Annotated in this window: 18 protein-coding genes; 4 read left to right on the top strand and 14 right to left on the bottom strand. The window is 72.4% G+C overall.

The window, feature by feature from the left end; genetic code table 11:
- Entirely contained in the window at positions 1-2,568 is a 2,568-nt protein-coding gene (locus tag ACLZN2_RS42490) for a glycosyltransferase (protein WP_416985134.1), read from the bottom strand.
- Between the two features lie 196 nt (positions 2,569-2,764).
- On the opposite strand from ACLZN2_RS42490, the gene ACLZN2_RS42485 reads away from it, so the two are divergent.
- Positions 2,765-4,558, top strand: a complete 1,794-nt coding sequence (locus ACLZN2_RS42485; protein ID WP_416985133.1) for a glycoside hydrolase family 15 protein — start codon at positions 2,765-2,767, stop codon at positions 4,556-4,558.
- A 24-nt stretch (positions 4,559-4,582) separates the two neighbouring features.
- On the opposite strand, the gene ACLZN2_RS42480 is transcribed toward ACLZN2_RS42485, so the two are convergent.
- The 7 genes from ACLZN2_RS42480 to ACLZN2_RS42450 form a co-directional block, all read right to left on the bottom strand.
- Positions 4,583-7,741 carry an EAL domain-containing protein gene (locus tag ACLZN2_RS42480; RefSeq protein WP_416985132.1) on the bottom strand — a complete coding sequence of 1,053 codons (3,159 nt, stop codon included), beginning with the start codon at positions 7,739-7,741 and terminating at the stop codon, positions 4,583-4,585.
- 148 nt (positions 7,742-7,889) lie between these two features.
- On the bottom strand, positions 7,890-8,990 hold the full coding sequence (gene galE / locus ACLZN2_RS42475) for a UDP-glucose 4-epimerase GalE (protein ID WP_416985131.1): 1,101 nt from the start codon (positions 8,988-8,990) through the stop codon (positions 7,890-7,892).
- 78 nt (positions 8,991-9,068) lie between these two features.
- Complete coding sequence (murJ, locus tag ACLZN2_RS42470) at positions 9,069-10,703, bottom strand: murein biosynthesis integral membrane protein MurJ (protein ID WP_416985130.1); 1,635 nt, start codon at positions 10,701-10,703, stop codon at positions 9,069-9,071.
- A 217-nt stretch (positions 10,704-10,920) separates the two neighbouring features.
- Positions 10,921-11,460, bottom strand: coding sequence for an NUDIX hydrolase family protein (locus ACLZN2_RS42465; RefSeq protein WP_107122106.1), 540 nt, complete (start codon positions 11,458-11,460; stop codon positions 10,921-10,923).
- Positions 11,461-11,475: 15 nt separating this feature from the next.
- A complete protein-coding gene (locus tag ACLZN2_RS42460; protein WP_416985128.1) occupies positions 11,476-12,609 on the bottom strand; it encodes an amidohydrolase family protein in 1,134 nt (377 codons plus the stop codon).
- 1 nt (position 12,610) lies between these two features.
- On the bottom strand, positions 12,611-14,014 hold the full coding sequence (locus tag ACLZN2_RS42455) for a glutamine synthetase (RefSeq protein WP_416985126.1): 1,404 nt from the start codon (positions 14,012-14,014) through the stop codon (positions 12,611-12,613).
- A 41-nt stretch (positions 14,015-14,055) separates the two neighbouring features.
- The gene (locus ACLZN2_RS42450) at positions 14,056-14,844 is read right to left on the bottom strand and encodes an SAM-dependent methyltransferase (protein WP_416985124.1); all 789 of its coding nucleotides are present in this window, start codon (positions 14,842-14,844) and stop codon (positions 14,056-14,058) included.
- 153 nt (positions 14,845-14,997) lie between these two features.
- Between ACLZN2_RS42450 and ACLZN2_RS42445 the strand changes: the two genes are divergently transcribed.
- The gene (locus tag ACLZN2_RS42445; protein ID WP_416985122.1) at positions 14,998-15,852 is read left to right on the top strand and encodes a Cof-type HAD-IIB family hydrolase; all 855 of its coding nucleotides are present in this window, start codon (positions 14,998-15,000) and stop codon (positions 15,850-15,852) included.
- A gap of 108 nt (positions 15,853-15,960) precedes the next feature.
- Here the strand turns inward: ACLZN2_RS42445 and ACLZN2_RS42440 are convergent, their stop codons facing one another.
- From ACLZN2_RS42440 to ACLZN2_RS42425, 4 genes are read right to left on the bottom strand one after another with little or no spacing between them, the layout of a single operon-like run.
- Complete coding sequence (locus ACLZN2_RS42440; protein ID WP_416985121.1) at positions 15,961-16,677, bottom strand: response regulator; 717 nt, start codon at positions 16,675-16,677, stop codon at positions 15,961-15,963.
- A 43-nt stretch (positions 16,678-16,720) separates the two neighbouring features.
- On the bottom strand, positions 16,721-18,724 hold the full coding sequence (locus tag ACLZN2_RS42435; protein WP_416985120.1) for an ABC transporter permease: 2,004 nt from the start codon (positions 18,722-18,724) through the stop codon (positions 16,721-16,723).
- 23 nt (positions 18,725-18,747) lie between these two features.
- Positions 18,748-19,431, bottom strand: a complete 684-nt coding sequence (locus tag ACLZN2_RS42430; protein WP_416985118.1) for an ABC transporter ATP-binding protein — start codon at positions 19,429-19,431, stop codon at positions 18,748-18,750.
- Entirely contained in the window at positions 19,428-19,919 is a 492-nt protein-coding gene (locus tag ACLZN2_RS42425) for a hypothetical protein (RefSeq protein ID WP_416985117.1), read from the bottom strand. Before ACLZN2_RS42425 ends, ACLZN2_RS42430 begins: the two co-directional genes overlap by 4 nt.
- Before the next feature lie 16 nt (positions 19,920-19,935).
- Between ACLZN2_RS42425 and ACLZN2_RS42420 the strand changes: the two genes are divergently transcribed.
- On the top strand, positions 19,936-21,189 hold the full coding sequence (locus ACLZN2_RS42420; protein ID WP_416985116.1) for an amidohydrolase: 1,254 nt from the start codon (positions 19,936-19,938) through the stop codon (positions 21,187-21,189).
- A gap of 9 nt (positions 21,190-21,198) precedes the next feature.
- Here the strand turns inward: ACLZN2_RS42420 and ACLZN2_RS42415 are convergent, their stop codons facing one another.
- Entirely contained in the window at positions 21,199-21,579 is a 381-nt protein-coding gene (locus ACLZN2_RS42415) for a serine aminopeptidase domain-containing protein (protein ID WP_416985149.1), read from the bottom strand.
- A complete protein-coding gene (locus tag ACLZN2_RS42410; RefSeq protein ID WP_416985115.1) occupies positions 21,492-21,995 on the bottom strand; it encodes an alpha/beta fold hydrolase in 504 nt (167 codons plus the stop codon). Before ACLZN2_RS42410 ends, ACLZN2_RS42415 begins: the two co-directional genes overlap by 88 nt.
- A 151-nt stretch (positions 21,996-22,146) precedes the next feature.
- Here ACLZN2_RS42410 and ACLZN2_RS42405 point away from each other — a divergent pair, with 151 nt between their 5' ends.
- The gene (locus tag ACLZN2_RS42405; RefSeq protein ID WP_416985114.1) at positions 22,147-22,920 is read left to right on the top strand and encodes a sulfite exporter TauE/SafE family protein; all 774 of its coding nucleotides are present in this window, start codon (positions 22,147-22,149) and stop codon (positions 22,918-22,920) included.
- Positions 22,921-23,049 lie beyond the last annotated feature (129 nt).

Raw genomic sequence — 23,049 nt, 5'->3', positions numbered from 1 at the left:
TCAGCCCGTTCCTTTGCCGTCCGACGAGGCGGAGTCGGCGGTGGTGAGGTCCGGTTGTCCCCAGTGCGGCCACTGCTCGCTGTCCGGGTACCGGCCGGGGGCCGGCGGTCCGGTGACGCCTTCCTCGGTGAGAAGGCGGGGAATGTCGTCCGCCCACGTGAAGTGGTCGGAGGCGAGCACCCGGACGCGGACATGGTCGAGGAAGCCGGAGAGGATCTCACGCTCCCGGCTGCGAAGGCCGGTGTAGTCCATGCCGTCGAGGCTGATCGCGGGCGCGAAGTAGCGGAACGGCGGGAATCCGTAGGCGTCTTCGGTGTTGGCCAGCAGCCGTTGCTCGGCCTCCTCGTGTCCGAGAACGGCGAGCCGCGGCGCGCCCCGCTCGATGATGAACAGCTCACGGACCGGGGTGGCGCTGCACAGGCGGCACGGGATCAGCCGGTCGACGGCGAACTTGGGTGGCGGGACCGCGAATTGGACGAGCGCGTTGATGGCCATGATGGGCAGGTTGAACCGGCTCAGAGTCAGCGCGAAGGAGCGCCCGCCCTTGGAGTGCAGCCGGCTCTGGCGTTGCAGCCGGCGCCACTCGTGCCGGGTCAGGTCGTCGGCGTGCACCGCGTGGAGCGTGTGGGAGCTGATGGTCAGAGGCTTGGGGAAGCACTGGGCGACGCCGTCGGCGGTCACCAGGGTCATGTCGTCGGACAGGAACCTGCCGCCGTGTTCCCGCAGCAGTCTGAGGACGGTTGCGGTCTTGCCGGTGTCGGTGAGCGCCGAGAGCATGACTCCCGTGCCGTCGAGTTCGACGCAGGCGGAGTGCAGCAGCATGCGCCCGTGGGAGACCAGTACGAAGCGCAGCAGCGCCTCGATCACATTGGTGTAGACGACGTGGGGGGAGCGAGCCAGCAGCGGGCTGACGACCACGGAGATGGGACGACCCATCTCGACATGGAAGTTGGCGCCCAGCTGCCCCAGTTGCTCCTCGTAGACGACGGTGGTGTGATCCGGTTCGCCGTCGACCGGCAGCTCGGTCATCGAGGCCCGGTGACGGGGTGTGCGGTGGCCGACGGCACCGACGCGGAGCGTGATGTCGCAGCTGCTCGACGGAACCCACTGGGCGCGGAAGAACTCCAGCTCGGGCAGCGGAACCTGGGAGCCGATGGCGACGACGCCGTCGATGTCGTAGCGATGGGGAAGGTGGCGGGGACGCTTGGCCGTGGACTGCGCCACGGGGGTCACGGGGGTCTTTCCGGAGCCTGGCTTCTCGGCGTCGCGGGATTCGTGCCCCGCGTCCACGAAGACGTGGACCGGGTCGCGGCGGCCCCTGGTCGCGGCGCCCCGCCCGCCGCGCCGGTAGATGACGAGGTCGGAGACGAAGAACCTCAGCAGGAACAGCACGACCAGCGTGATGACGTTGGCGACCAGAAGTCCGACGCCCAGGCGGACGAGGAGTTCGAGTGCGGGCAGCCGTCCCAGCAGCAACACGTTGTTGAGGGCGAAGAAGCCCGCGGCCCGGCGGAGCCGGTGGCCCGGGGTGCCGCCCCGGTAGACGAGCCCTTCCAGCAGGGCGAAGTTCCAGCCGGTGGAGACCTCGGTGGCCAGCACCGCGGCGAGGAGATGCTGGATACCGAGCACGGAGTGGCCGAACCACAGGGCGGCGGTGTTGACCGCGATGCCGGTCAGGCCGATGAGGCCGAAGGCCAGGAAGCGGGCGAACGGGGAAAGCCGCTCCCCACCGCCGGGCGAGAGGCGCCGGCCGGTAGCCGGGTCCCCGCGGGTGCTTTGGGGGGAGAGGCCCAGACGCAGGCGTACGAGATGGCGCAGGAACGTGACGCCCTCGTGCAGCGATGCCTTGGAACTGCCCGCGGCCCGGGGCGCGAACCGGTACGCGACCTCCGCGACGCGCGCGGCCGGGTGCCGGACCAGGATCTCCAGCAGCACCTTGAACCCGAGGGGATCGAGCCGGTCGAGGTCCACCGCGTCGAGGCGGAAGGCGAACAGGCCGCTCATCGGGTCGCTGACCGTGGCGAGGCTGCGGGGAAAGAGCACCTTGGCCAGGGCGGTGCACCCGCAGGAGGCGAGGTGGCGGGACGGGCCTTCGAGACCGCCGCTGGAGCCGGACCCCGCACGGCGGGTGCCGATGACGATGTCGACGTCGTGGCCCATGGCGGTGCGGGCGACGGTGGCGGCCGCATTCACGGGGTGCTGCAGATCTGCGTCCATGACAAGGACCCACTGCCCTCGTACGCGGCGGGCTCCGGCGAGCACCGCTCCGGCCAGGCCGCCCACCCGGGTGCCCGGCCCGCGGTGCAGCAGCCGGACCGGCATGGCGCACTGTGAGGCCTCGGCCGTGGCCACGGCGGGTGTGGCGTCGTCGCTGTCGTCCACCAGGAGCAGTTCCGCGCCGAGACCGGCGAAGGCCGGTCCGAGGGCCTGGAGGAGAAGCGGGAGTCCTTCCTGTTCGTCTCGCGTCGGGATCATCACGGTCAGCCGCGGCACGGTGGTCGCCTGCTCGTTGAGCTCCACGACGGCGTGCTCGGCAGCGTGAGCGGGAGGGGTGCGGGTGTCGGCCATGGTCGAGACCTCCAGAAACCGGCGGAAACCTCAGCAGACTCCTCGTACGGCCAAAATGTACGAAGTCACTTTCAAGTGCATGTTTACGACGTATACGTACAGTCTAGGAAGGCTGCGGGAGGAGTCAAGCGGGGCGGGGGACCATGGAGTAGCTTGGGAAGCAGCGGCACAGCGCACAGACGGCGTAATTCCGGTCATGAGCAAGCCCATCGAGGATTACGCCCTCATCAGCGACCTGGAAACCGCCGCCATGGTCGGCAGGAACGGGGCCATCGACTGGCTCTGTCTGCCCCGCTTCGACTCGCCGGCCTGTCTGGCCGCGCTGCTGGGTACGGAGGAGAACGGGTTCTGGCGGGTCGCCCCCGCCGCCTCGGGCACCCAGACGCCCTGTACACGTCGTGCGTACCGGCAGGACACGCTTGTCCTGGAGTCGGCATGGGTCACCGGATCCGGAGCGGTCCGCGTGACGGACTTCATGCCGCCCCGTACTCGGTTTCCGTGTGTCGTCCGCGTGGTGGAGGGCCTGTCGGGCTCCGTGGTCATGCGCAGCGAACTCCGGGTTCGATTCCATCAGGGGCGGGTCGTGCCGTGGATCCGCAGCATCGACGCCTGCACGGTGGCGGTGGCCGGGCCGGACGCCGTCTGGCTGAACGCCGACGGGCCGGTGCGGTCGCCCGGCCACCGGGACTCCGCGGTCCTCGACTTCACCGTCCCGGCCGGCCGGCGGCTGGCCCTGACACTGGTGTGGTCGCCGTCCCACCTGCCCGCGCCGCCCGCGCCGCTGTACGCCCCGGCGGAGACGCTGCTGAAGGAGTCCGGCGACTTCTGGCTGCGCTGGACCGGTCGGTGCCACTACCAGGGGCCGTGGCGGGACGCGGTGGTGCGCTCGCTCATCACCCTCAAGGCGCTCATCTACGCGCCCACGGGCGGCATCGTCGCGGCGCCGACCACCTCACTGCCCGGATGCATCGGAGGGGAGCGCAACTGGGACTACCGGTTCTGCTGGCTGCGCGACTCCACCCTCACCCTCTCCTGCCTGCTGCGCAGCGGCTACCGGGACGAGGCGACGGCATGGCTGGACTGGCTGGTACGGGCCATCGCCGGTGACCCGGCCGATCTGCAAACCGTGTACGGCGTCGGAGGACAGCGGCTCCTGCCGGAGACCGAGGCGCCGTGGCTGCCCGGCTACGAGGGATCGCGGCCCGTCCGGTTCGGCAACTCCGCGACGAGCCAGTTCCAGCTGGACGTGTACGGCGAAGTCCTCGACACGCTCCTGCTGTCGGCGCGGGCCGGGATCGCCGTGCCGGCCCATGTGTGGAGCCTGGTGGAAGCGCTGATGGACCATCTGCACCGGCACTGGCGCGAGCCGGACCAGGGCATGTGGCAGGTGCGCGGGCCGGGGCGGCACTTCGTCCACTCCAAGGTCATGGCGTGGGTCGCCGCCGATCGCGCCTTGCGCATGGGAAAGCTGCTCGGCGCGAACGGGGTTTCGGGCGAATGGCGGGCCATGCGGGAGGAGGTCCACCGGCAGGTGTGCCGGGAGGGGTGGGACGCGCGGCAAGGGGCGTTCGTGCAGTCCTACGGTTCGTCGGCCCTGGACGCCTCGGCGCTGCTGATCCCCCGGGTGGGTTTCCTGCCCGCCGACGACGAGCGCGTGCGCGGCACCGTCCGGGCCATGCGGCGGCTGTACCACGGAGGGTTCCTGCAGAGGTACGACCCGGGCGGCGCAGGCGTGCACGACGTGGACGGGCTGCGCGGCGCGGAGGGCGCGTTCGTCGCGTGCTCCCTGTGGTACGCCGACGCCCTGGCCGCGACCGGCCGTCCGGAGCAGGCCAGGGCGGTCTTCGAGCGGGTCCTCGCCGTCCGCAACGACGTCGGACTGCTCTCCGAACAGTGGGACCCGAAAGCAGGCCGCCAACTCGGCAACGCGCCACAGGCGTTCAGCCACATCGCGCTGGTGGAGACGGCGTTCAACCTGTCATCGTCGTGAGCACACGCAGAGCGGGGCTGCTCCTCAGTCCCAGGTGGCCGACGGCCGCTCGCCCCCCTGCCGACGCAGCACGAACTCGCCCTGCTCCACCGTCATGGGCTCCGCGAACAGGTATCCCTGCCCGAACCGGCAGCCGATGCCCGCCAACAGCTCTTGCTGCGCCGGCTCCTCGATGCCTTCGGCGATCACCTCGAGGCCGAGTGTGTCGGCGAGGTGGATGATTCCCTCGACGAGCGCCACCTGACGGGCGTTACGCGCGATGTCGTCGATGAACGTCTTGTCGATCTTGAGTACGTCGACGGGCAACTCCCGGAGGTAGCGCAGCGACGAGAACCCGGTGCCGAAGTCGTCGACCGCGATGCGCACCCCCAGGTCCTTCAGCGCCCGGACGAGGGTGTCGAGTTCCTCGTGCCGCTGCATGAGCACCGACTCGGTGATCTCCAGCAGCAGCGTCCCCGGGACGAGACCGGGGGTGTCGAGAGCGCCGCACACCTCGTCGAAGAACTCCGTGCCCCGCCACTGCCGCGCGGACACGTTGACGCTGAGGTACGGAGCCGTGGACCGCTGCGCGGCGCCCTGCAACCGGGCGATGTCGCGCGCGGCGTTCCGCAGCACCCAGGCGCCCAGCGGTGAGATCTGCCCGGTCTCCTCGGCGAGCGGGATGAACTCGTCCGGCGGGACCAGTCCGTAGCGGCCCTGCGGCCAGCGGACCAGGGCCTCGAAGCCGACGACGTCGCCTGCGGTGACGTCCACCACCGGTTGGTAGCGCAGCGCGAACTCCCCTCTGCTGACCGCTTCGTTCAGCCGGGCCTGGAGTTCGTGACGCTCCGCCATGCGGACGCGCTGCTGGGGCCGGAAACGGCGCCACTGGCGCTTCCCGGCGGCCTTGGCCGCGTACAGGGCCAGATCGGCGAGCGCCAGCATCTCGTCCGCGTCGGTGCTGTCCCTGGCCGTGGCCACGCCCACGCTGGCCGAGACGCTCACCGACTCGCCGCAGAGCCGGAAGGGCTGATTGAGCGTCTGGACCACCTGAGCGGCCAGGAGTTCGGCGTCGAGGGGCTCCTTCACGTCCTCCATCAGCACCGCGAACTCGTCGCCGCCGAGCCGGGCGGCGGTGTCGCTGCGGCGCAGCATCCTCGACAGACGCTCACCGACGGCGCCCAGGAGCCGGTCGCCGACCGTGTGGCCCAGCGTGTCGTTGACGCTCTTGAAGTCGTCCAGGTCGATGAAGAGCAGACAGGTGACGGCGGGGTCCCGACGGGCGCGCAGCAGGGCACGTTCGGTCCGCTCCAGCAGCAGTGTCCGGTTGGGCAGACCGGTCAGGGGGTCGTGGAAGGCCCGTTGGGTGAGTTCGTGTTCCAGCCGGTGCTGTTCGGTGACGTCCCGGAGTGTGACGACCAGACCGCCCACGGTTCTGTCGTGCCGCAGATCGCGGCATCTCACCTCCACCTCGATGCGGTCCGTGCCCTCGATTCGGTCCCTGCCCTCGGTGTCGTCCGTGGCCGGGGTGACCCACCAGTTGTCGTGGACCTCCTCCTGCCCGTCGTCGCGCAGAGCCCTCAGCGTCCGGTCCACCCGGTTCCGGTTCCGCGGGTCCACCAACTCCCGCAGGGGCGTACCGATCAGCTCGGCGCGGCCGAACACGGCACGTGCCGACGGACTGGCGTAGCGGACGGTCGTGTCCCCGTTGACGATGAGGATCACGTCCGAGGCGTTGTGCACCAGGGTGCGGAAGTAGGCTTCGCTCTCCTTGTGGATGATCTCCCGCCGCAGCGCGAGGCGTTCCGTCGCCAGTCCCGCGTGCGAGGCGAGGATCCCCAGTGACTCGCGTACCTCGGTCAGCTGACGTTCGGTTCCCGCCGCCACCAGCAGGCCGGGAAGCCCGGCGCCGGGCAGGCGTGCGGACCGGACGAGGGGACAGAGCAGCGCCATGGGCAGCTCCCCGAGCCGACCGGCGAGCTCCGTGCCGAGTGCGGCGACGGGAACCATGACATCGCGGTTCCGGGCGAGGGCGGCAGGCCCGGCCCGAGGGGGTGCGGCGCCGGCCGTGACGTCAGGGTGCCCGGTGCAGGTGGGGCCGAGACGCGTGTACAGCGCCTGTGCGTCCCGGGCCGACAGGAGCAGGGTGGCGTGCCGGACCTTCGGCCCGAACAGCGTGCCGGCCGCGGTGTCGCAGGCGCGCGCGATTCCCTCCGGCCGGACCGCCGCCATCAGGGAGGCGGACGCCGTGCGCAGCTCCCGTTCCCGCACGACGACACGGTGATGGGCCACGGTCAGCAGGGCCAGCCGCAGCATCACCAACAGGAACAGCAGGGCGGAGAAGGCGGCGATCTCCGACGCGTCCCGTACGTTGCCCAGGAGTTCCTCGTGAATTAGGACGGCGGGCGCGATCAGCATGGCCCCGGTGAGCAGCAGCCGGCGCCGGGGCGGCAGCAGAGCCAGGGACCCGGGCCGGGACTTCGACGCGGTCAGCTCCGCCATGGAGGGGTGCAGTGCGGCCAGCCCGTAGGCGGTGCAGAAGACGATCCACCCCGAGTCCGACGGCGTGCCGGTCCGCGGCCCGCCGTAGCGCTGGAGGATCTCGTGGGCGATGTCGGAGAGGAGCAGGGCGAGGGTACCCAGGACGAGCAACCGCATGGCGCGGTTGCCGCCGTACAGGGGACGGGGGATGAGCAGCAGGGCCAGCAGCGCAAGCAACAGAATGCCGCCCAGCGGATACGCGATGCCGATCGCCCGCTGCTGCCAGGTCAGGCTCTCCGGCCGGGACGGCGGCGCCACCAGGTGGACCCACACCGGCAGCGCGAGCCCGACTGTGATGATCAGCGCGTCCAGCAGGCCGGGCAGATCGCGGTCCGCCCAGCCGTACCGGGCCAGTCCGAGGAGGCCGGTGGCGAGGAGCGGGTAGACCGCGAGGTAGCAGGCGTTCCACGGTGACGGCAAAGCACCGGAGGTGTGGGCGTATGTCTCCCGCACGGGGTGGAAGGTCTCGCCCGCGGTGAAGGCCAGCAGCCCGGCGGCGAGCACCCACCACGGCCAGCGGTGCGCGGGCCGGTGGACGTGGACGCCTGTGAGGACGGCGACGACGCCTCCGAGCCCGACGACGGCCCAGAGCGCGGTACGCAGCTCCGAGAACGTCATGTACAGGGAGATGAGCACGCCGACCAGCGCGGCACAGGCGGCCATCGGCCGATGGGACAGCAGCAAGGGCAAGCGCCTCCCCTGGGCGGATGACACCGGGGGCTGCCTCGGAGCGTCAACTCGTGCTCCTGTAAAGAGCATAGGCGCGGGGCGCAGTCGCTGCATCTCGTCGCGCGGCCGCCCTGGGGGAGCCCTAGGGGGCGTACCACTCCTTGCGCTCCGGACGGCGCGCGGAGCCCGCGTAGCCATGCGGGTTGAGCCGCTGGAAGTGCCAGGCGTCCCGGCACATGTCGGCGAGAGCGCGCTTGGGGCGCCAGCCCCAGGCGCGCTCCACGGCGGTCGTGTCGGCGACGAGTTCGGCGACGTCGCCCGGGCGACGGGGCACGACCTCGTACGGAATGGGCCTGCCGCATGCCCGGGAGAACTCGGCGACCACATCGAGGACCGAACTTCCCTTGCCGGCGCCCAGGTTGTAGACGTGCATGCCCGGTCCGTCGGCGAGATGGTCGAGGGCGACACGATGTGCCTCGACCGTGTCCATGACGTGGAGGTAGTCACGGACCGCGGTGCCGTCGTGCGTGGGGTAGTCCTCGCCGAAGACGCGGAGGCGGTTGCGCCGGCCGACGGCCACCTGAGCCATGTACGGCATCAGGCCGGCGGGTGTGCCGAGGGGGTCCTCGCCGAGCAGTCCACTGGAGTGGGCGCCGGCCGAGTTGAAGGACCGCAGGCACAGCACGGTGTATTCCGGGCAGCGGCGGCAGACGTCGGTGAGGATCTGTTCGCAGATCCACTTGGCGGCGGCGTACGGACTGGTGGGCCGCGCGGGGGTGGTCTCCCGCAGCGGCCCGCCTCCGGAGTCGCCGTAGACGGAACAGGACGAGGAGTACACGAGCTGGTGCACCCCGTGCTCGTGCATGGTACGCAGCAGGGTGATGGTGCCGCCGACGACGGAGTCGTAGTACTGGATGGGCATCCGTGTCGACCTGCCCACGGCCCTGTGCGCGGCAAAGTGCACGACGGCGTCCACGGAGTGTCGGTCGAAGGCGGCCGAGAGGGAGCGCCGATCACGGATGTCCAGCTCGTAGACGGCGCCGACGAAGCGGCCGGCCAGCCGTTCCACGCGGGCGAGCACCTGGGGTGCGCTGTTGGAGTAGTCGTCGACCACGATCAACTCGTAGCCGTGGTCGAGCAGTTCCACGCAGGCATGACTGCCGATGAAACCGGCCCCGCCGGTGACGAGGACCGTGGACGGCGAGGGCCTCGAGGGAGCCGAGAGCGGTTCGCTGGGCGCCATGGCAGGAGCTCCTGATTACGAAGTATGTTTACGTCGTATACCCCCACTGTCCTCGCCCTGCGTCACGGAGTCAAGCGCTCACCGCGGCCGGCGCAGCTGCCGCAGCTCCTCGACCTTCAGCAGGCGGGCCAGGCCGATGTGGACCAGGCCCAGGGTGAGGGTGCCGGCGGTGAGGGCGGCCGCCGTGGGGAGCGTCCCGCCGCCCAGCGCGGCGGCGCAGGCGCGGTCGGCTGCCCAGCCCAGGGCCGCGCCCGCGCCCGCCGCGCACATCAGCCGGGTGTACGTCCGCCGCAGCGCGCCCTCGTCGAGCCGGCCGCCGACCCGTCGGCGTACCAGCCGCGTGGTGAGGGCGAGCCCGGCCAGGTAGGACACGGTGTAGGCGCCGGCCATTCCGGTCACCGCCCAGCGGACCGGCAGCAGCAGATGGCAGGCGGTGGCCAGGGCGATGTTCACCGCCGCGATCCACACCGCCAGGAAGAACGGCGTCCGGGTGTCGCCGAAGGCGTGGAAGCCGCGCAGTAGCAGATACTGCGCCGAGAACGGGATCAGACCGAGGCCGAACGCCTGGAGCATGTGCCCGAGCGGCTGGGCGGAGGCCGCGTCGGCCGCCCCGTGCGCGAACAGCAGCGTGGCGATCCGCGGACCGAGCGCGAGGAACAGGAAGGCGGCGGGCACGATGACGACCCCGCTCACCCGCAGCCCCCGGGACAGATCGGCGCGCAGGTCTCCGATCCGGCCCTCCGCCACCGCCCGGCTCATCCTCGGCAGCAGCGCGGTCACCAGCGACACCGTGACCACCGACTGCGGCAGCATCCAGATGGTCTGCGCGTACGTGTACGCCGTGTAGCCCGCGCCGGCGTCCGGCAGCGCCTGGTCGGCGGCGTTCGCGTAGTTGGAGACGACGGTCAGGGCGACGAGGTTCGTCAGCACGAACAGCAGCGTCCACTTGGCGGCGTGCACACCGGAACCGAGCCCCGACCCGCGCCAGTCGAAGCGCGGCCGGAACCGGAACCCGGCCGCCCGCGCGAACGGCACCAGCGCCAGGGCCTGTACGGCGATCCCGGCCGTCGTCCCGACGCCGAGGAGGCGCACCTGCGTGTCCGTGATGTCCTGCACCCGCCCGGGCACGGTCATCAGCCCGAGGTAGGCGCCGAACACCCCCAGCAGCACGACGTTGTTGAGGACCGGCGTCCACATCATCGCGCCGAATCTCTCGCGGGCGTTGAGGACTTGGCCGTACATGTTGAACAGCCCGTAGAAGAAGATCTGCGGGAGCAGGAACCGGGCGAAGACCACGGTGAGCTCGTACGCCTCGTGGTGGTCCGGGGTGTCGCGCAGGTACACGCTGACGATCTGCGGCGCCGCCCACACCGCCAGCGCGGTCCCGACGGCCAGCACCGACACCACCAGCGTCACCAGCCGCTGTTCGTACGCCCGCCCGCCGTCCGCGTGCGCGGACCGGGCCCGCACCAGCTGCGGCACCAGCACCGAGTTCAGCGCGCCGCCGATCAGCAGCGTGTACAGGCTGGTGGGCACGGTGTTCGCGGTGTTGTACGTGGTCGCCAGCAGGCCGGTGCCGAGCGCGGCCGCCTGCAGCACCTGCCGTATCAGCCCGGTCGCGCGGGACACCACCGTGCCCAGCGCCATCAGCACGGACGACCGAGCCGCCCCGCCGGAACGTTTCCCCACGCGCTCTTGAGTCGTCGCCCCCATCGGGGCAACCTACGACATCAAGATCCGCCGGTGCCAACTGCCCGGCGCTCACGCGCACTTCGCACCCGCGCGTCCCTCGGCGGCCGGATGAACCGCAGCTCCAGCGTGACCGGCGGCGCGGCGACGCCGGGGTGCTTGCGGGCGTCGCCGCAACAGCAGCCCCTGCACACCACGAGTGTTCAGGGGCTGCGCTGACCGGGGAGCGGAGCCGCCATGCTCAGGACGCCGACAGTCCGACGTGGGCCAGGGCCTGTCGGAGCAGGAAGCCGTGTCCGCCCGGCATCTCGCTCTGGACCGCGGGGGAGGCCGCCTCCTGCGGGTCGAACCAGACCAGGTCCAGGGCGTCCTGGCGGGGCTGGCAGTCACCGGTCACCGGCACGATGTAGGCCAGCGACACCGCGTGCTGACGGGGGTCGTGGTACGGGGTGAGGCCCTGCGTCGGGAAGTACTCCGCGACCGTGAACGGCTGCAGTGAGGCCGGCAGCCGGGGCAGGGCCACCGGTCCGAGGTCCTTCTCCAGGTGCCGCAACAGGGCGTCGCGGACCCGCTCGTGGTGCAGGACCCGGCCGGAGACCAGGGTCCGGCTGACGTTTCCGTCGGGTCCGATGCGCAGCAGCAGTCCGATGCTGACGACTTCGCCGCTGTCGTCGACGCGCACGGGCACGGCCTCGACGTACAGGATCGGCATGCGGGCGCGGGCCATCTCGAGCTCGTCTGCGCTCAGCCAGCCGGGCGTGGTCTCGGTCAAGTCTGACATTGCTTGATCATACTTTCAGTGTCCGTCGGGAAGCCGGTAGACCCGGCGGGCGTTGTCCGCTCCGGCCCAGCGTGCCAGGCGCAGCGCGTCGGGCAGGCTCAGTTCGTCGGCGTCCACCCGGTCCTGGAGGAGGTCTCCCAGGCCCCGGCGGAACGCCAGCGCTCCGAGGGCATAGAACTCCGACACACCGTAGGCGTCCGAGCTGTACAGCAGTTTGCGGAACGGTGTGATCTCCAACGCTTCCTCCAGCACCGTCCGTGCCCGCACCGGGCCGACGTGGTGCAGGGTCAGCCCCACGTCGAGATACACCTGCTCGAACACGGCCGCCAGGTACGCGGCCTGCCGCTGGTAGGGCCAGCAGTGCAGGAGCAGCACGGGGATCGTGCCCGCGATCAGGTGCAACCAGTCCGTGAGATGTGCGGGATCCGCCCGGTGCAGCCGGAGGTCGTTGTCGCCGAAGCCGGTGTGCAGCTGCAGGGGGAGGCCCAGGTCGACGGCCGTCCACAGCAGGTGCCGTGTCAGGACCGGTTCGTCGAGCCGTCCGCCGCGCGCCAGCCACCGCCGGGCCGCCCGGGTGACGTCCGCGTCGGAGGGGCGGGCCGGGTCCAGGTCGAAGCCGGTGCGGTAGGCGGCCACCGACTTCACCCCGGCCACCCCCGGCCGGCGCACCGCGTCCAGCGCCGCCGCCCGGAACGCGTCGGCGTACCCGCCCGCGTCGACGCCCCGCGCGGCCACGGACTCCGCCACCGACTCCAGCCGTACGACCTCCAGTGCGTGGCCGCCGCCCGCCCGGGCCAGCTCGGCGGGCGAGGTGAGGGGATGCGGGGCGAAACCCGTGTCGACGCAGAACACGCCCGTGCGGGCCGCCGTCAGGAAGCGGCGGTTGACCTCCTGCGGGCCGAGTTCGGCGCGCCGGGCCAGATAGGCGTCGGCGGGGGCGTGCGTGTCGAGGCCGAGCAGGGGTGCGCAGTGGCGGCGTACGGCCACCCCGGCGGGGGTGTCGAAGGTGGAGACGCCGGGCCAGGTCCCGCCCTCGGTGAGCAGGGACTCGAAGCCCGGCCGGTCCAGGGGGCCGGTGGTCACGCCGTGGCAGTGGTGGTCCACCAGGTCCAGCGCGGCGAGCTCCTCGTGGACCGGTCCGGCGCCCATGTCAGTACGCCCACCGGTAGGCGGCGGCGATCTGTGCGTCGTCCAGCCCGTAGGTCGCGTCGATCTCGCCCTGCCGTACGGCGGTCACGGCGTCGGCGAGGACCGGCCCCAGCGCCGCCCGCAGCACGGCGTCCTCGCGGAACTCCGCGACGGCCTGCGCGAGCGAGGTGGGCAGCCGCCGTACTCCCTTCGCCGTGGCCTCGTCGGCGGCGAGGCGGGCCGGGTCGCCGGTGATCTCCTCCGGGAGCGTGGCCCGCGCGGCCAGCCCGTCCAGACCGGCGGCGATCAGACAGCCCAGCAGGAGGTAGGGATTGGCGGCCAGGTCGACCGGTTTGACCTCCAGGTTCGCCTGTTCCGCGCGCCGGCCCGCCGTGCCCCGCACCAGCCGCAGGGCCGACTCACGCGTCTCCAGGCCCCAGGCGGTGAACACCCCCGCCCACTGGGAGGGTCTGAGCCGCAGATAGCTGGCCGGGCTGGGCGCGGTCACCGCCGTCAGGGCGGGCAGCCGGGACAGGACGCCGGCGGCGAAGGACTCCGCGTCGGCCGTCAGGCCGTGCCGCCCGTCCCCGCCGGAGTGCAGGTTCGTTCCGTCGCGCCAGGCGGACAGATGGACGTGCCCGCCGTTGCCCACGCCCTCCGCGGCGACGGCGGGGGAGAAGGAGACCCGCAGACCGTGGCGGCGGGCCACCGCGCGGATCGTCTGCCGGACGAGGACGCTGCGGTCGGCCGCCGCCACCGGGTCCAGCGCCCCCACCGAGATCTCGAACTGGCCGGGCGCGTACTCCGGATGGATCTGGTCGACGGTCACGCCCTGCGCCTCGCAGGCCGCCAGCAGATCGGCGGTGTACGCGCTCAGCTCGACCATCCGGGTCGCCGAGTACGCCGGTCCCGTGGTCGCCGGGACGAACTCCCCGGCGGGCGCGGAGTCCAGTCCGACCGACCACTCGATCTCGATGCCGGCCCGGAAGGCGAGGCCGTGGCCCTGGGCGGCGTCGGCGACGATCCGGCGCAGGAAGGTGCGGGAGCACCCCGGATGCCGGTCGCCGTCCTGGGTGAGGCGGTCGACGGGCGCCCACGCCCACCCCGGCTGCCCGGCCAGCACCACCAGCCGGTCCAGGTCCGGGTACAGCCGCAGATCGCCGTCCGGGGAGCCCAGCACGTCCGTGGTGACGATCTGGTCGTTCGCCAGGAACGTGTCGAACACCGGGGACATCCCGACGCCCCAGGCCACCGCCGAGGCCAGCCCGGCCGCCGGGACCGTCTTCACCCGGCCGACGCCCGCGGTGTCGACGTACGACAGGACGATCCCGTGCACGCCCGCGCCGGACAGCTCCCCGCTCAGCGCGGACGCCCGCTCGACGTCTCCGGGGCGCCCGCCGGGGACGGGGTCGGCAAGGGTGGTCATACGTCCTCCACGGGCTCGTCCATCAGGGACGGTCAGGGACGTCAGGGTTTCACGGCCACCGCGCCGTACTGCGGCACCACCGCCGCCGAGTCGCCGTCGGCACGCCAGCGCGAGCAGGACACCAGGCCCGGCTCCAGCAGCTCCAGGCCGTCGAAGAACGCGGTGATCTCCGCGCCGGAGCGGGCGGTGATCGGCGGGGTGGCGTTCTCGTTCCAGAACCTCATCGCCGGGATCTGGCCCTCGCCGCCCACCTCCGGGTCGTGCGTGGGGTGCGTGAGGACCAGACAACTCCCGGACGGCACCCGGGCCATGACCTCGCGGACGATGTCCCTGGCCGCCTCGTAGTCCAGCACGAAGTTCAGGATGCCCAGCATCATCACCGCGACGGGGCGGTCGAAGTCGAGGGTGCCGGAGGCCCGTTCGAGGATCGCGGCCGGGTCGTGGACGTCGGCGTCGATGTAGTCGGTGGCGCCCTCGGAGGTGCCCGTCAGCAGGGTGCGGGCGTGCGCCAGCACGATCGGGTCGTTGTCGACGTACACGATCTTCGAGTCCGGCGCGATCCGCTGCGCTATCTCGTGCGTGTTGTCTGCGGTCGGCAGCCCGGTGCCGATGTCGAGGAACTGCCGCATCCCGCGCTCCTCGGCGAGGAACCGCACCGCCCGGCCCAGGAACCAGCGGTCCGCGCGGGCGATGTCCCGGATCAGCGGGAACATGCCGGCGACGTGCTCGCCGACCCGCTGGTCGACCTCGTAGTTGTCCTTGCCGCCGATCCAGTAGTTCCACACCCGCGCGTTGTGCGCCACGCTGGTGTCCAGCCGTGCACCGCCCACGTCACCACTCCTTCGTACGACCGACCGTCCGGCTGTCCATTGTGCCGCCCATGATCATCGCTGTCCCGGGATTCGCGGGGTCCCCCGGTAGGGTGAAAAATCCGGTCACCCCCGTGGCAGCACGCGCGGAAGCAGCAGCACAGGAAGCAGGACATGCCCTACACGCACGCCCCCCAGCCGACCGTGCCCGAGCCCCCGGCCGGTCCCGTCGACATCCGGCTCGTCGTCACCGACATGGACGGCACCCTGCTCGACGACGACAAGCGGATCCCCGAGGGGCTGTGGGACACGCTGGCCCGGCTGCGTGAGCGCGGGGTGCTGTTCAGCCCGGCGAGCGGACGCCAGTACGCCACGCTGGCGGCGGAGTTCGCCGAGGTCGCCGAAGGGATGGTGTTCATAGCCGAGAACGGCACCTATGTGGTGCGCGACGGGCGGGAACTGAGCTCCGACCCGCTGGAACCCGGCGTCGCCGCGAAGATCGTCGACGCGGTACGGGGACTCGCGGCCGGCGGGGTCGACCTCGGCGCCGTCGTCTGCGGGAAGCGGTCCGCGTACGTCGAGCGGGCCGACGACGCCTTCCTGGCCGAGGTGCGCCGGTACTACGTGCGCTGCGAGCTCGTCGAGGACCTCACCGCCGTCGACGACGACGTCATCAAGGTCGCCCTCTACGACTTCGGCCCCGTCGAGGAGAGAACCGCCCCGGCGCTCGCGCCCTTCGCGGACACCCACCGGGTCGTCGTCTCCGGCGAGCACTGGGTCGACGTCATGAACCGCACCGCCAACAAGGGCGCCGCCCTGCGCCGGCTCCAGCGCGAGCTGGGCATCACTTCCGCCCAGACCATGGTGTTCGGCGACTACCTCAACGACCTGGAGATGCTGGACGCCGCCGACTGGTCGTTCGCCATGGCCAACGCCCATCCGCAGGTCGTCGGCCGCGCCCGCCATCTCGCGCCCTCCAACAACGACAACGGGGTCCTGCGCACGATCGCCCGCGTCCTGGACCTCTGAGGGGCCCGAGCGCTCCGCTGGTGGTGGCGCGATGTGCCGTCGTTCATGTGCGGCTTTGTCGTGGCTGGTCGCGCAGTTCCCCGCGCCCCTTCCGGGGCGCTGCTGGGCTCAGGAGCGCGGCCCGGCGTGGCCGTGCTGCCAGGCCCAGGCCGCGATCTCGACGCGGTTCCGGGCGCCCAGTTTCAGCTGGACGCTGGAGAGATGCGTCTTCACGGTCGACAGGGAGACGTACAGCTCGGCGGCGATCTCCGCGTTCGTCCTGCCCAGGGCGACCAGGCGTACGACATCCAGCTCACGGTCGGTGAGCGGCTCGGTGGCACCGGCAGCGGCGGTGGCGGCGGCCGAGCGCGGGGCGGCGGCGGGGGCCTGCGGAGCGGTGAGGTGCTGGAGCAGCCGGACCGTGACCGACGGGGAGACCAGGGAGTCGCCCGCGGCGGCGGCCCGGACCGCCTCGGCGAGGAGCGTCGGCCCGGAGTCCTTCAGCAGGAAACCGCAGGCGCCGCCGCGCAGCGCCCCGTACACGTACTCGTCCAGGTCGAAGGTGGTGACCACGACCACCCGCAGCGGGTCCGCCACCTCGGGCCCGGCGAGCAGCCGGGTGGCCTCGAGACCGTCCAGCTTCGGCATCCGGATGTCCAGCAGACACACGTCCGGCCGCAGCCGGCGGGCCAGCGCCACCGCCTCCTCCCCGTCTGCGGCCTCCGCGACCACCGTCATGTCCGGCTGCGCGTCCAGGAAGAAACGGAAGCCGGTGCGGACCATGTCCTGGTCGTCGGCGATCAGGACCCGGATGGGAGGGGCGCCGGTCTGGTTCGGGGTGGTCATGGGGCGCATCATGCCTCAGGTGGGCGGGTGGGAAGAGCGGGCCTCAGTCCGCCGCTTGGGCCGGGTCCGCCGTCACCCGGCGCAGGAGCGGGCGGCTGGTGGTGATCGCGGCGAACATGGCTAGCGCGCCGAGGACGACACAGACCGCCAGCCGCAGGGCGCCGGAGGTGTTGACGGTGGCGCCGGCCATCTCGTTGAGCCGGTAGGAGCCGTACACGCCCATGGCGGTGGTGCCGCCGGCCAGGATCACCAGGGGCAGCACGGTCTCCCGGGTGCGGGCCCGGTCCAGCACCTTCAGCGGGGTGCCCGCAAGCCGGAGCAGGCCGTAGACCCGGCGCCGGTCGAGGACGTTCGCGGCGGCGGTCAGGCCCGCGGAGGCGGTCGCGACGAGGAAGCTCAGGGCCAGGGTGCCGGTGCTGACGTCGGCGAGGCGATCCGTGGCCACACGGTCGCTCGCGCCGGCGTAGTCCCGGGTGTAGGGGGCGCGGGCCGTGCCGAGGCCGGTGAGGGCGGTGACGGCCGTGTCGAGCTGCCGGTCGCCGCCAAAGACGTGGACGATCAGGCCCTCCGTGCCGGCCAGCAGCGTGTCGTAGTCGTCCTCGCGGCCGACCGTGACCTTCGCGTCGACACCGGCGTCCTTCAGCAGGGTGCGCGCCTCGGCCGCCGCCGACCGGCCGTCGGGGGTGATCACCGCGATCCGGTCCCGGTGGGCGGAGCCGTCGGTGCCCAGCAGGCTGACAGAGAAGAACCCGGCCGCGAACCCGGCCAGCACCAGCCCGCTGACGGTGCGCCAGGCACCGCGCGGGTCGTCGCTGAGCCTGCGGCCCGCCAGCAGGGTCGCGGGGCGGCGGGCGAAGCGGCTCACGAGCCGGCCCAGCCGGTCCACCACCCACGGCCCGAACAGCCAGAACGCGCCGTAGAAGAGCAGCAGCAGGGCGAGCGCCTGACGGGGCTTGATCCCGCCGTCACCGCCGGAGGACGTGAGGATGTAGAGCAGGACCGCCACGAACACGGCGAGCCGGATCAGCCGGGTGCGGCGCGGGTTCGCCTGCTGGGCGACGCCCAGGGGAGCGGTCGCCACCTGCCGCAGCATGGACACCGCGCTCACCGTGATCAGAGCGGTGACCGCCGCCACCGCCGCCGCGACCCAGCCGGCCCCCACCCACAGGTCGCCCGTGTACCAGGAGCCGACGCCGAACGGGATCCCGGCCAGGCCGGGCAGCAGCGCCGCGTAGACCAGCGCGCCGGTCAGGGCACCGGCCGCGCCGACCGCGACCGCCTCGGCGGCCGTCATCGCGACGATCTGGCGCGGGGTCGCCCCCGCCAGCCGCAGCGCCGCGAGCCGCTGCTCGCGCCGGGCCGCGCCGAGCCGTCCGGCCGCCGCCGACAGCACGACCACGGGCAGCGCCAGCAGTACGACACCCAGCAGCGCCATCCCCTGGTCGTTGGCGGTGAACATGCTCGCCTTCGTCCCCGCGAACCCGGCGACCCGCGCGCGGGCCGTCTGCCCTTCGTCGAACCAGGTCTGGTCGCCCGAGGCGGCCGAGGAGACCGCCGGGTCGTCCGGGGCCCGGCCCACCACGGCGACCAGTTCGTCCGGCGAGGCGAGACCGGCGGCGCCGACCGTGCCGTACGACGTGGTCCTCGGGAACCGGTCGGCCAGTCGGCCGGCGGGCAGCTTCCGCAGCAGCTCGGCCAGGGCGGGGGAGACGTACACCTCGCCCTGCCGGGGGAAGCGGGCGAGACCGGGCGGCGCCCCCGTGGTGGGCCGGCCGGGGAGCTGCGCCAAGGACACCACGGTCAGGGGTTCGTGCCGTACGTACGTCGTGGTGACGGCCTGGACGGCGGTGGCCTGGCGGGCGGGCTCGGGGGTGCGCCACGTGGTGCGGTCGGCGCGGGTGCCGGAGCCGAGGCAGGCGGCCAGCACCACCAGCATCACGAACGTGCCGGTCGCGGCGACCGCCGCCGCGAGCAGCAGACTCTGCAGTCCGCGGCGGCCCAAGGAGCGGGCCAGATGCCAGGTCAGGGGCAGGACGGGGGAGCGCATACGGTTCTCCTGGGGCGTCGCGGTCAGGCGACCGTGTACTGGGTGTGGCCGCTGATCCGGCCGTCGCGGACCTGGAGGACCCGGTCGCAGTGGGCGGCGACGTCCGCGTCGTGCGTGACCATCACCAGGGCGGCGCCCTGCTCACGGGTCACGGAGGTGAGCAGCCGGACCACCTCCTCGCTGGTGCGCTGGTCCAGGGCACCGGTCGGCTCGTCCGCGAACACCACGTCCGGCTCGACGGCCAGCGCGCGGGCGATGGCGACCCGCTGCGCCTGACCGCCCGACAGCTGTCCCGGGCGGCGTTTCTCCAGACCGTCGAGGCCCAGCGGCGCGAACCAGCGGCGGGCGCGCTCGACGGCCTTCCCGCGCGGGACGCCCTCCAGCATCAGCGGCAGGGCCACGTTCTCCTCCGCCGGCAGCTCGGGCAGCAACTGGCCGAACTGGAAGACGAAACCGAAGCGGGAGCGGCGCAGGGCGCTCAGCCGGTTCTCCCCGAGACGGTCGATGCGCTCGCCGCGCAGCAGCACCTGACCGCCGTCCGGGCGGACGATCCCGGCGAGGGTGTGCAGAAGCGTGGACTTGCCGGACCCCGAAGGGCCCATGATGGCGAGGGAGTCGCGCTCGCCGACCTCGACGTCCACCCCGGCCAGGGCGGTGGTGGAGCCGTACGTCTTCACGAGACCGTGGGCGGCCAGGACCGGGCTCATCGCTCGAACTTCCAGGTGACGGAGTGGGCGGACGCCTTCACCACGGTGACCGGGATGTCGATCGTCCTTCCGCCGCTCTCCTCGCCCACGCAGGTGAGGGTGGCGCCGGCGACCGCCTTCAGACCACCCGGGCAGCTCACGGAGACGTCCGTGCCGATCCACGGCAGCGGGTGGTACTTGCTCTCGGTGCGGCCGGCGACGATGCTGGCGGCCAGCGCCTTGTGGCCGTCGACGAGGACGGTGTTGTACTGGTCGAGCCCGGTGGTCGACTCGGTGCCGGAGAGCAGGTAGGTGCCCAGGCCGCCGACGGCCACCACGGCCGTGGCGCCTCCGATCGCGCCCACGACGAACTTCTTGGACAGCATCGCGTACTCCTCGAAGGGGAAGCGGAGGGGAAGTGGCTCCAGCCTCTCCTTCCGGGACGGCCCCGCGCCTCGGCCGAACGGCCAGCGTCCTAGGGCCGGTTCCTCGACCGTTCGGCCGATCACGCCGTACTCTCCGCCTATGACTGATCCGGCCGTCGTCGCCCGTCTCACCAGGGACATCACCTCGGGTCTGAAGCAGGGGGACCTGGAGGACTTCTACCGGGACCTGCACCGCCACCCCGAACTCGCCTTCCAGGAGCACCGCACGGCCGCGCGGCTCGCCGGGCGGCTGCGGGCCGCCGGGTTCGAGGTGACCGAGGGCGTCGCCCGTACCGGGGTGGTCGGGGTGCTCACGGGCGGCGAGGGGCCGGTGGTGTGGCTGCGCGGCGACATGGACGCGCTGCCGGTGCCGGAGGCGACCGGGCTGCCGTACGCCTCGACCGTCGACGGGGTGATGCACGCCTGCGGCCACGACCTCCATGTCACCTGGCTGGCCGCGGCCGCCGAGGCCCTCTCCGCCGCCCGGGACACCTGGTCCGGCACGCTCGTCGTGGTCGGGCAGCCCGCCGAGGAGGCCGAGGGCGGGGCGGCCGCGATGGTCGCCGACGGTGTCCACGAGCGCTTCCCGCGCCCCGACGTGCTGTTCGGGCAGCATGCCGCGCCCGGGCTCGCCGGGTTCTATCCGCACACTCCCGGACTGACCCTGTCGGCCTCGGACGACGTCGAGGTCGTCGTGCACGGGGTCGGCGGGCACGGTTCACGGCCCGAGTCGACCGTCGACCCGGTCGTCACGGCCGCGTACGTCGTCACCCGGCTGCAGACGGTCGTCTCCCGCGAGGTCGCGGCGGGTGAGCCGGCGGTGCTGACGGTGGGCTCCTTCCACGCCGGGACGAAACCCAACATCATCCCGGCCGAGGCACGGCTCTCGCTGAACGTGCGCACCCGCGACGACCGGGTGCGCGAGCGCGTCCTCACCGCGATCCGCCGGATCGTCGAGGGCGAGTGCGCCGCCGCGGGCTGCCCGGTGCCGCCCGAGGTCACGGTCCTTCCCGGCTACCCGAACACCGTCAACGACCCTGGCCTGGACGGCGAGATCGCCTCCGTCCACCGCCAACTCTTCGGTGAGCACACCGTGTTCGACTTCGGCGGGACGATGGGCAGCGAGGACTTCTCGCTGCTCGCTCCCCAGGGCGTGCCGTACGACTACTGGTACGTGACCTCGACCCCGGCCGCCGTGTGGGAGGCGGCGCCGGGCGAGGAGTTGATGGAGAAGTTCGCCAACGTGCCAGGAAACCACAGCCCGTTGTTCGCCCCGGACCTGTCCGTGCTGGTGCCGGGGGTGCGGACCCTGGTGTCGGCGGCGCTGACCCGGCTGGCGCCGGCCGGGGGCTGAACGCGGGCCTCAGCGGGCGGGCAGGGGTGCCTCGCCGTGGTCGAGCACCCCGTCCAGGAAGGCGGTCAGGTCGGCGAAGACCTCCGTCCGGTTCGTCTCGTTGAACACCTCGTGCCGGGCCCCGGCGTAGATCCGCTCGGTGAGCCCGCCCCCGCCGAGCCGCTCGACGCCGGTGCGGCTGCCGGACAGCGGGACCAGCCGGTCGTCGGCGCCGTGCAGCCACAGCAGCGGGAGCGGGCCGACATGGCCGTCCTCGGCGACGGTCCGCAGGGTCCGTACGAAGGCCTCGAGCGTCGGCCGCTTCATCGGCCCGTGCCAGACCAGGGGGTCCGCCGCGTACGCCGTCCCGACCGCCGGGTCACGGGAGAGCGCGGCGGGGCTGACGGCGATGTCGGGGATCTCCGTGTGCGCCAGCAGCCGCCCGGGGATATGACACAGGCTCTGAGCCCGTCGCCGTACCGCTGGGTGTAACGGGCGGCGATCAGGCCGCCCATGGAGTGCCCGATCACGACCAGCGGCGGCTCCGGGTGCGCGGCCCGGGCGAGTTCCGCGACGGCCCGTACATCGCTGACCACGTCCTCGAAGTCCTCGATCCGCACCCGCTCCCCGTCCGACCTTCCGTGCCCCATGTGGTCGGGCGCGAACACGGCCGCGCCGTGCGCGGTCAGGACACCGGCCAGTTCCTCGTAGCGGCCGGCGTGCTCGCCGTAACCGTGCACGACGAGAGCGAGGTAGCGGGCCGTCGGGTTCGGCCACTCGTGCGCCGTGATCGCGCCCCGTGTGCCGGCGAGGACGTGCTCGGTCATGGCTCCTCCAGCTGGGTCGGGTGAAGGTCTCCGGGGTCTCCGGGTCTCCGGGGCCTCGGGCGATCCTCTCAGGCGGGGGCGCGGACGGACCTGGTCAGCAGGCGAGACGCTCTTACGCCGTCGAATGCGTGCGCATAGCATCGGCCTCCGCATGAACACGATGAATCTGTGGCACATCACCGGCTGGGAGTTCGCCGCCCTCGCCTTCGCGGCCGCGCTGGTCGGCTTCTCCAAGACGGCGGTCAGCGGCGCCAACACGGTCAGCCTGGCGATCTTCGCGGCGGTCCTGCCGGCCCGCGCCTCGACGGGCGTGCTGCTGCCGTTGCTGATCGCCGGGGACGTCCTGGCCGTCCTCACCTACCGGCGGCACGCCCACTGGCCCACGCTGTGGCGGCTGTTCCCGGCGGTCGCGGCCGGACTGGTCCTCGGCACGGTCTTCCTGATGTGGGCCGACGACGGCGCGGTGGGCACCTCGATCGGCGCGATCCTGCTGCTCATGGCGGCCGTCACCATGTGGCGCCGCCGTACGGGCGAGGCGGCCGACGAACCCGACGCCGTGGTCACCCGCGCGGGCCGAGCCAAGGCCCGCTCCTACGGCGTCCTCGGCGGCTTCACCACGATGGTCGCCAACGCGGGCGGCCCGGTGATGTCGATGTACCTGCTCTCGGCGGGCTTCCGCAAGCTCGGATTCCTCGGCACCTCCGCGTTCTTCTACCTCATCGTCAACCTGGCGAAGGTGCCGTTCAGTGCCGGTCTCGGCCTGATCGACGGCCCCTCGCTCCTCCTGGACGCCGCGCTCGCCGTGTTCGTCGTCCCCGGCGCGCTGCTCGGCAGGTGGGCGGTGCACCGCATCAACCAGCGGCTGTTCGAACAACTCGTCATCGCGGCGACGGTCGTGGGAGCCCTGCAGCTGCTACTGCGCTAGGGCCTGTCCGGCGGATCATGCCGCAGACGCGGGGTCTGGCACGCCCTCCCCCAGAGGGGGTACCCCCAGCGGCGTTGTCGTCGGTTGCCGACTCCCCCACTCTCGACTGCGCTCGAGCGGGGGGACCCC

This window comes from Streptomyces sp. T028 (assembly GCF_048159505.1).
Taxonomy (GTDB): domain Bacteria; phylum Actinomycetota; class Actinomycetes; order Streptomycetales; family Streptomycetaceae; genus Streptomyces.
The sequence above is the reverse complement of the archived record's forward strand: the minus strand, read 5'-3'. Positions and strand labels throughout refer to the sequence as shown.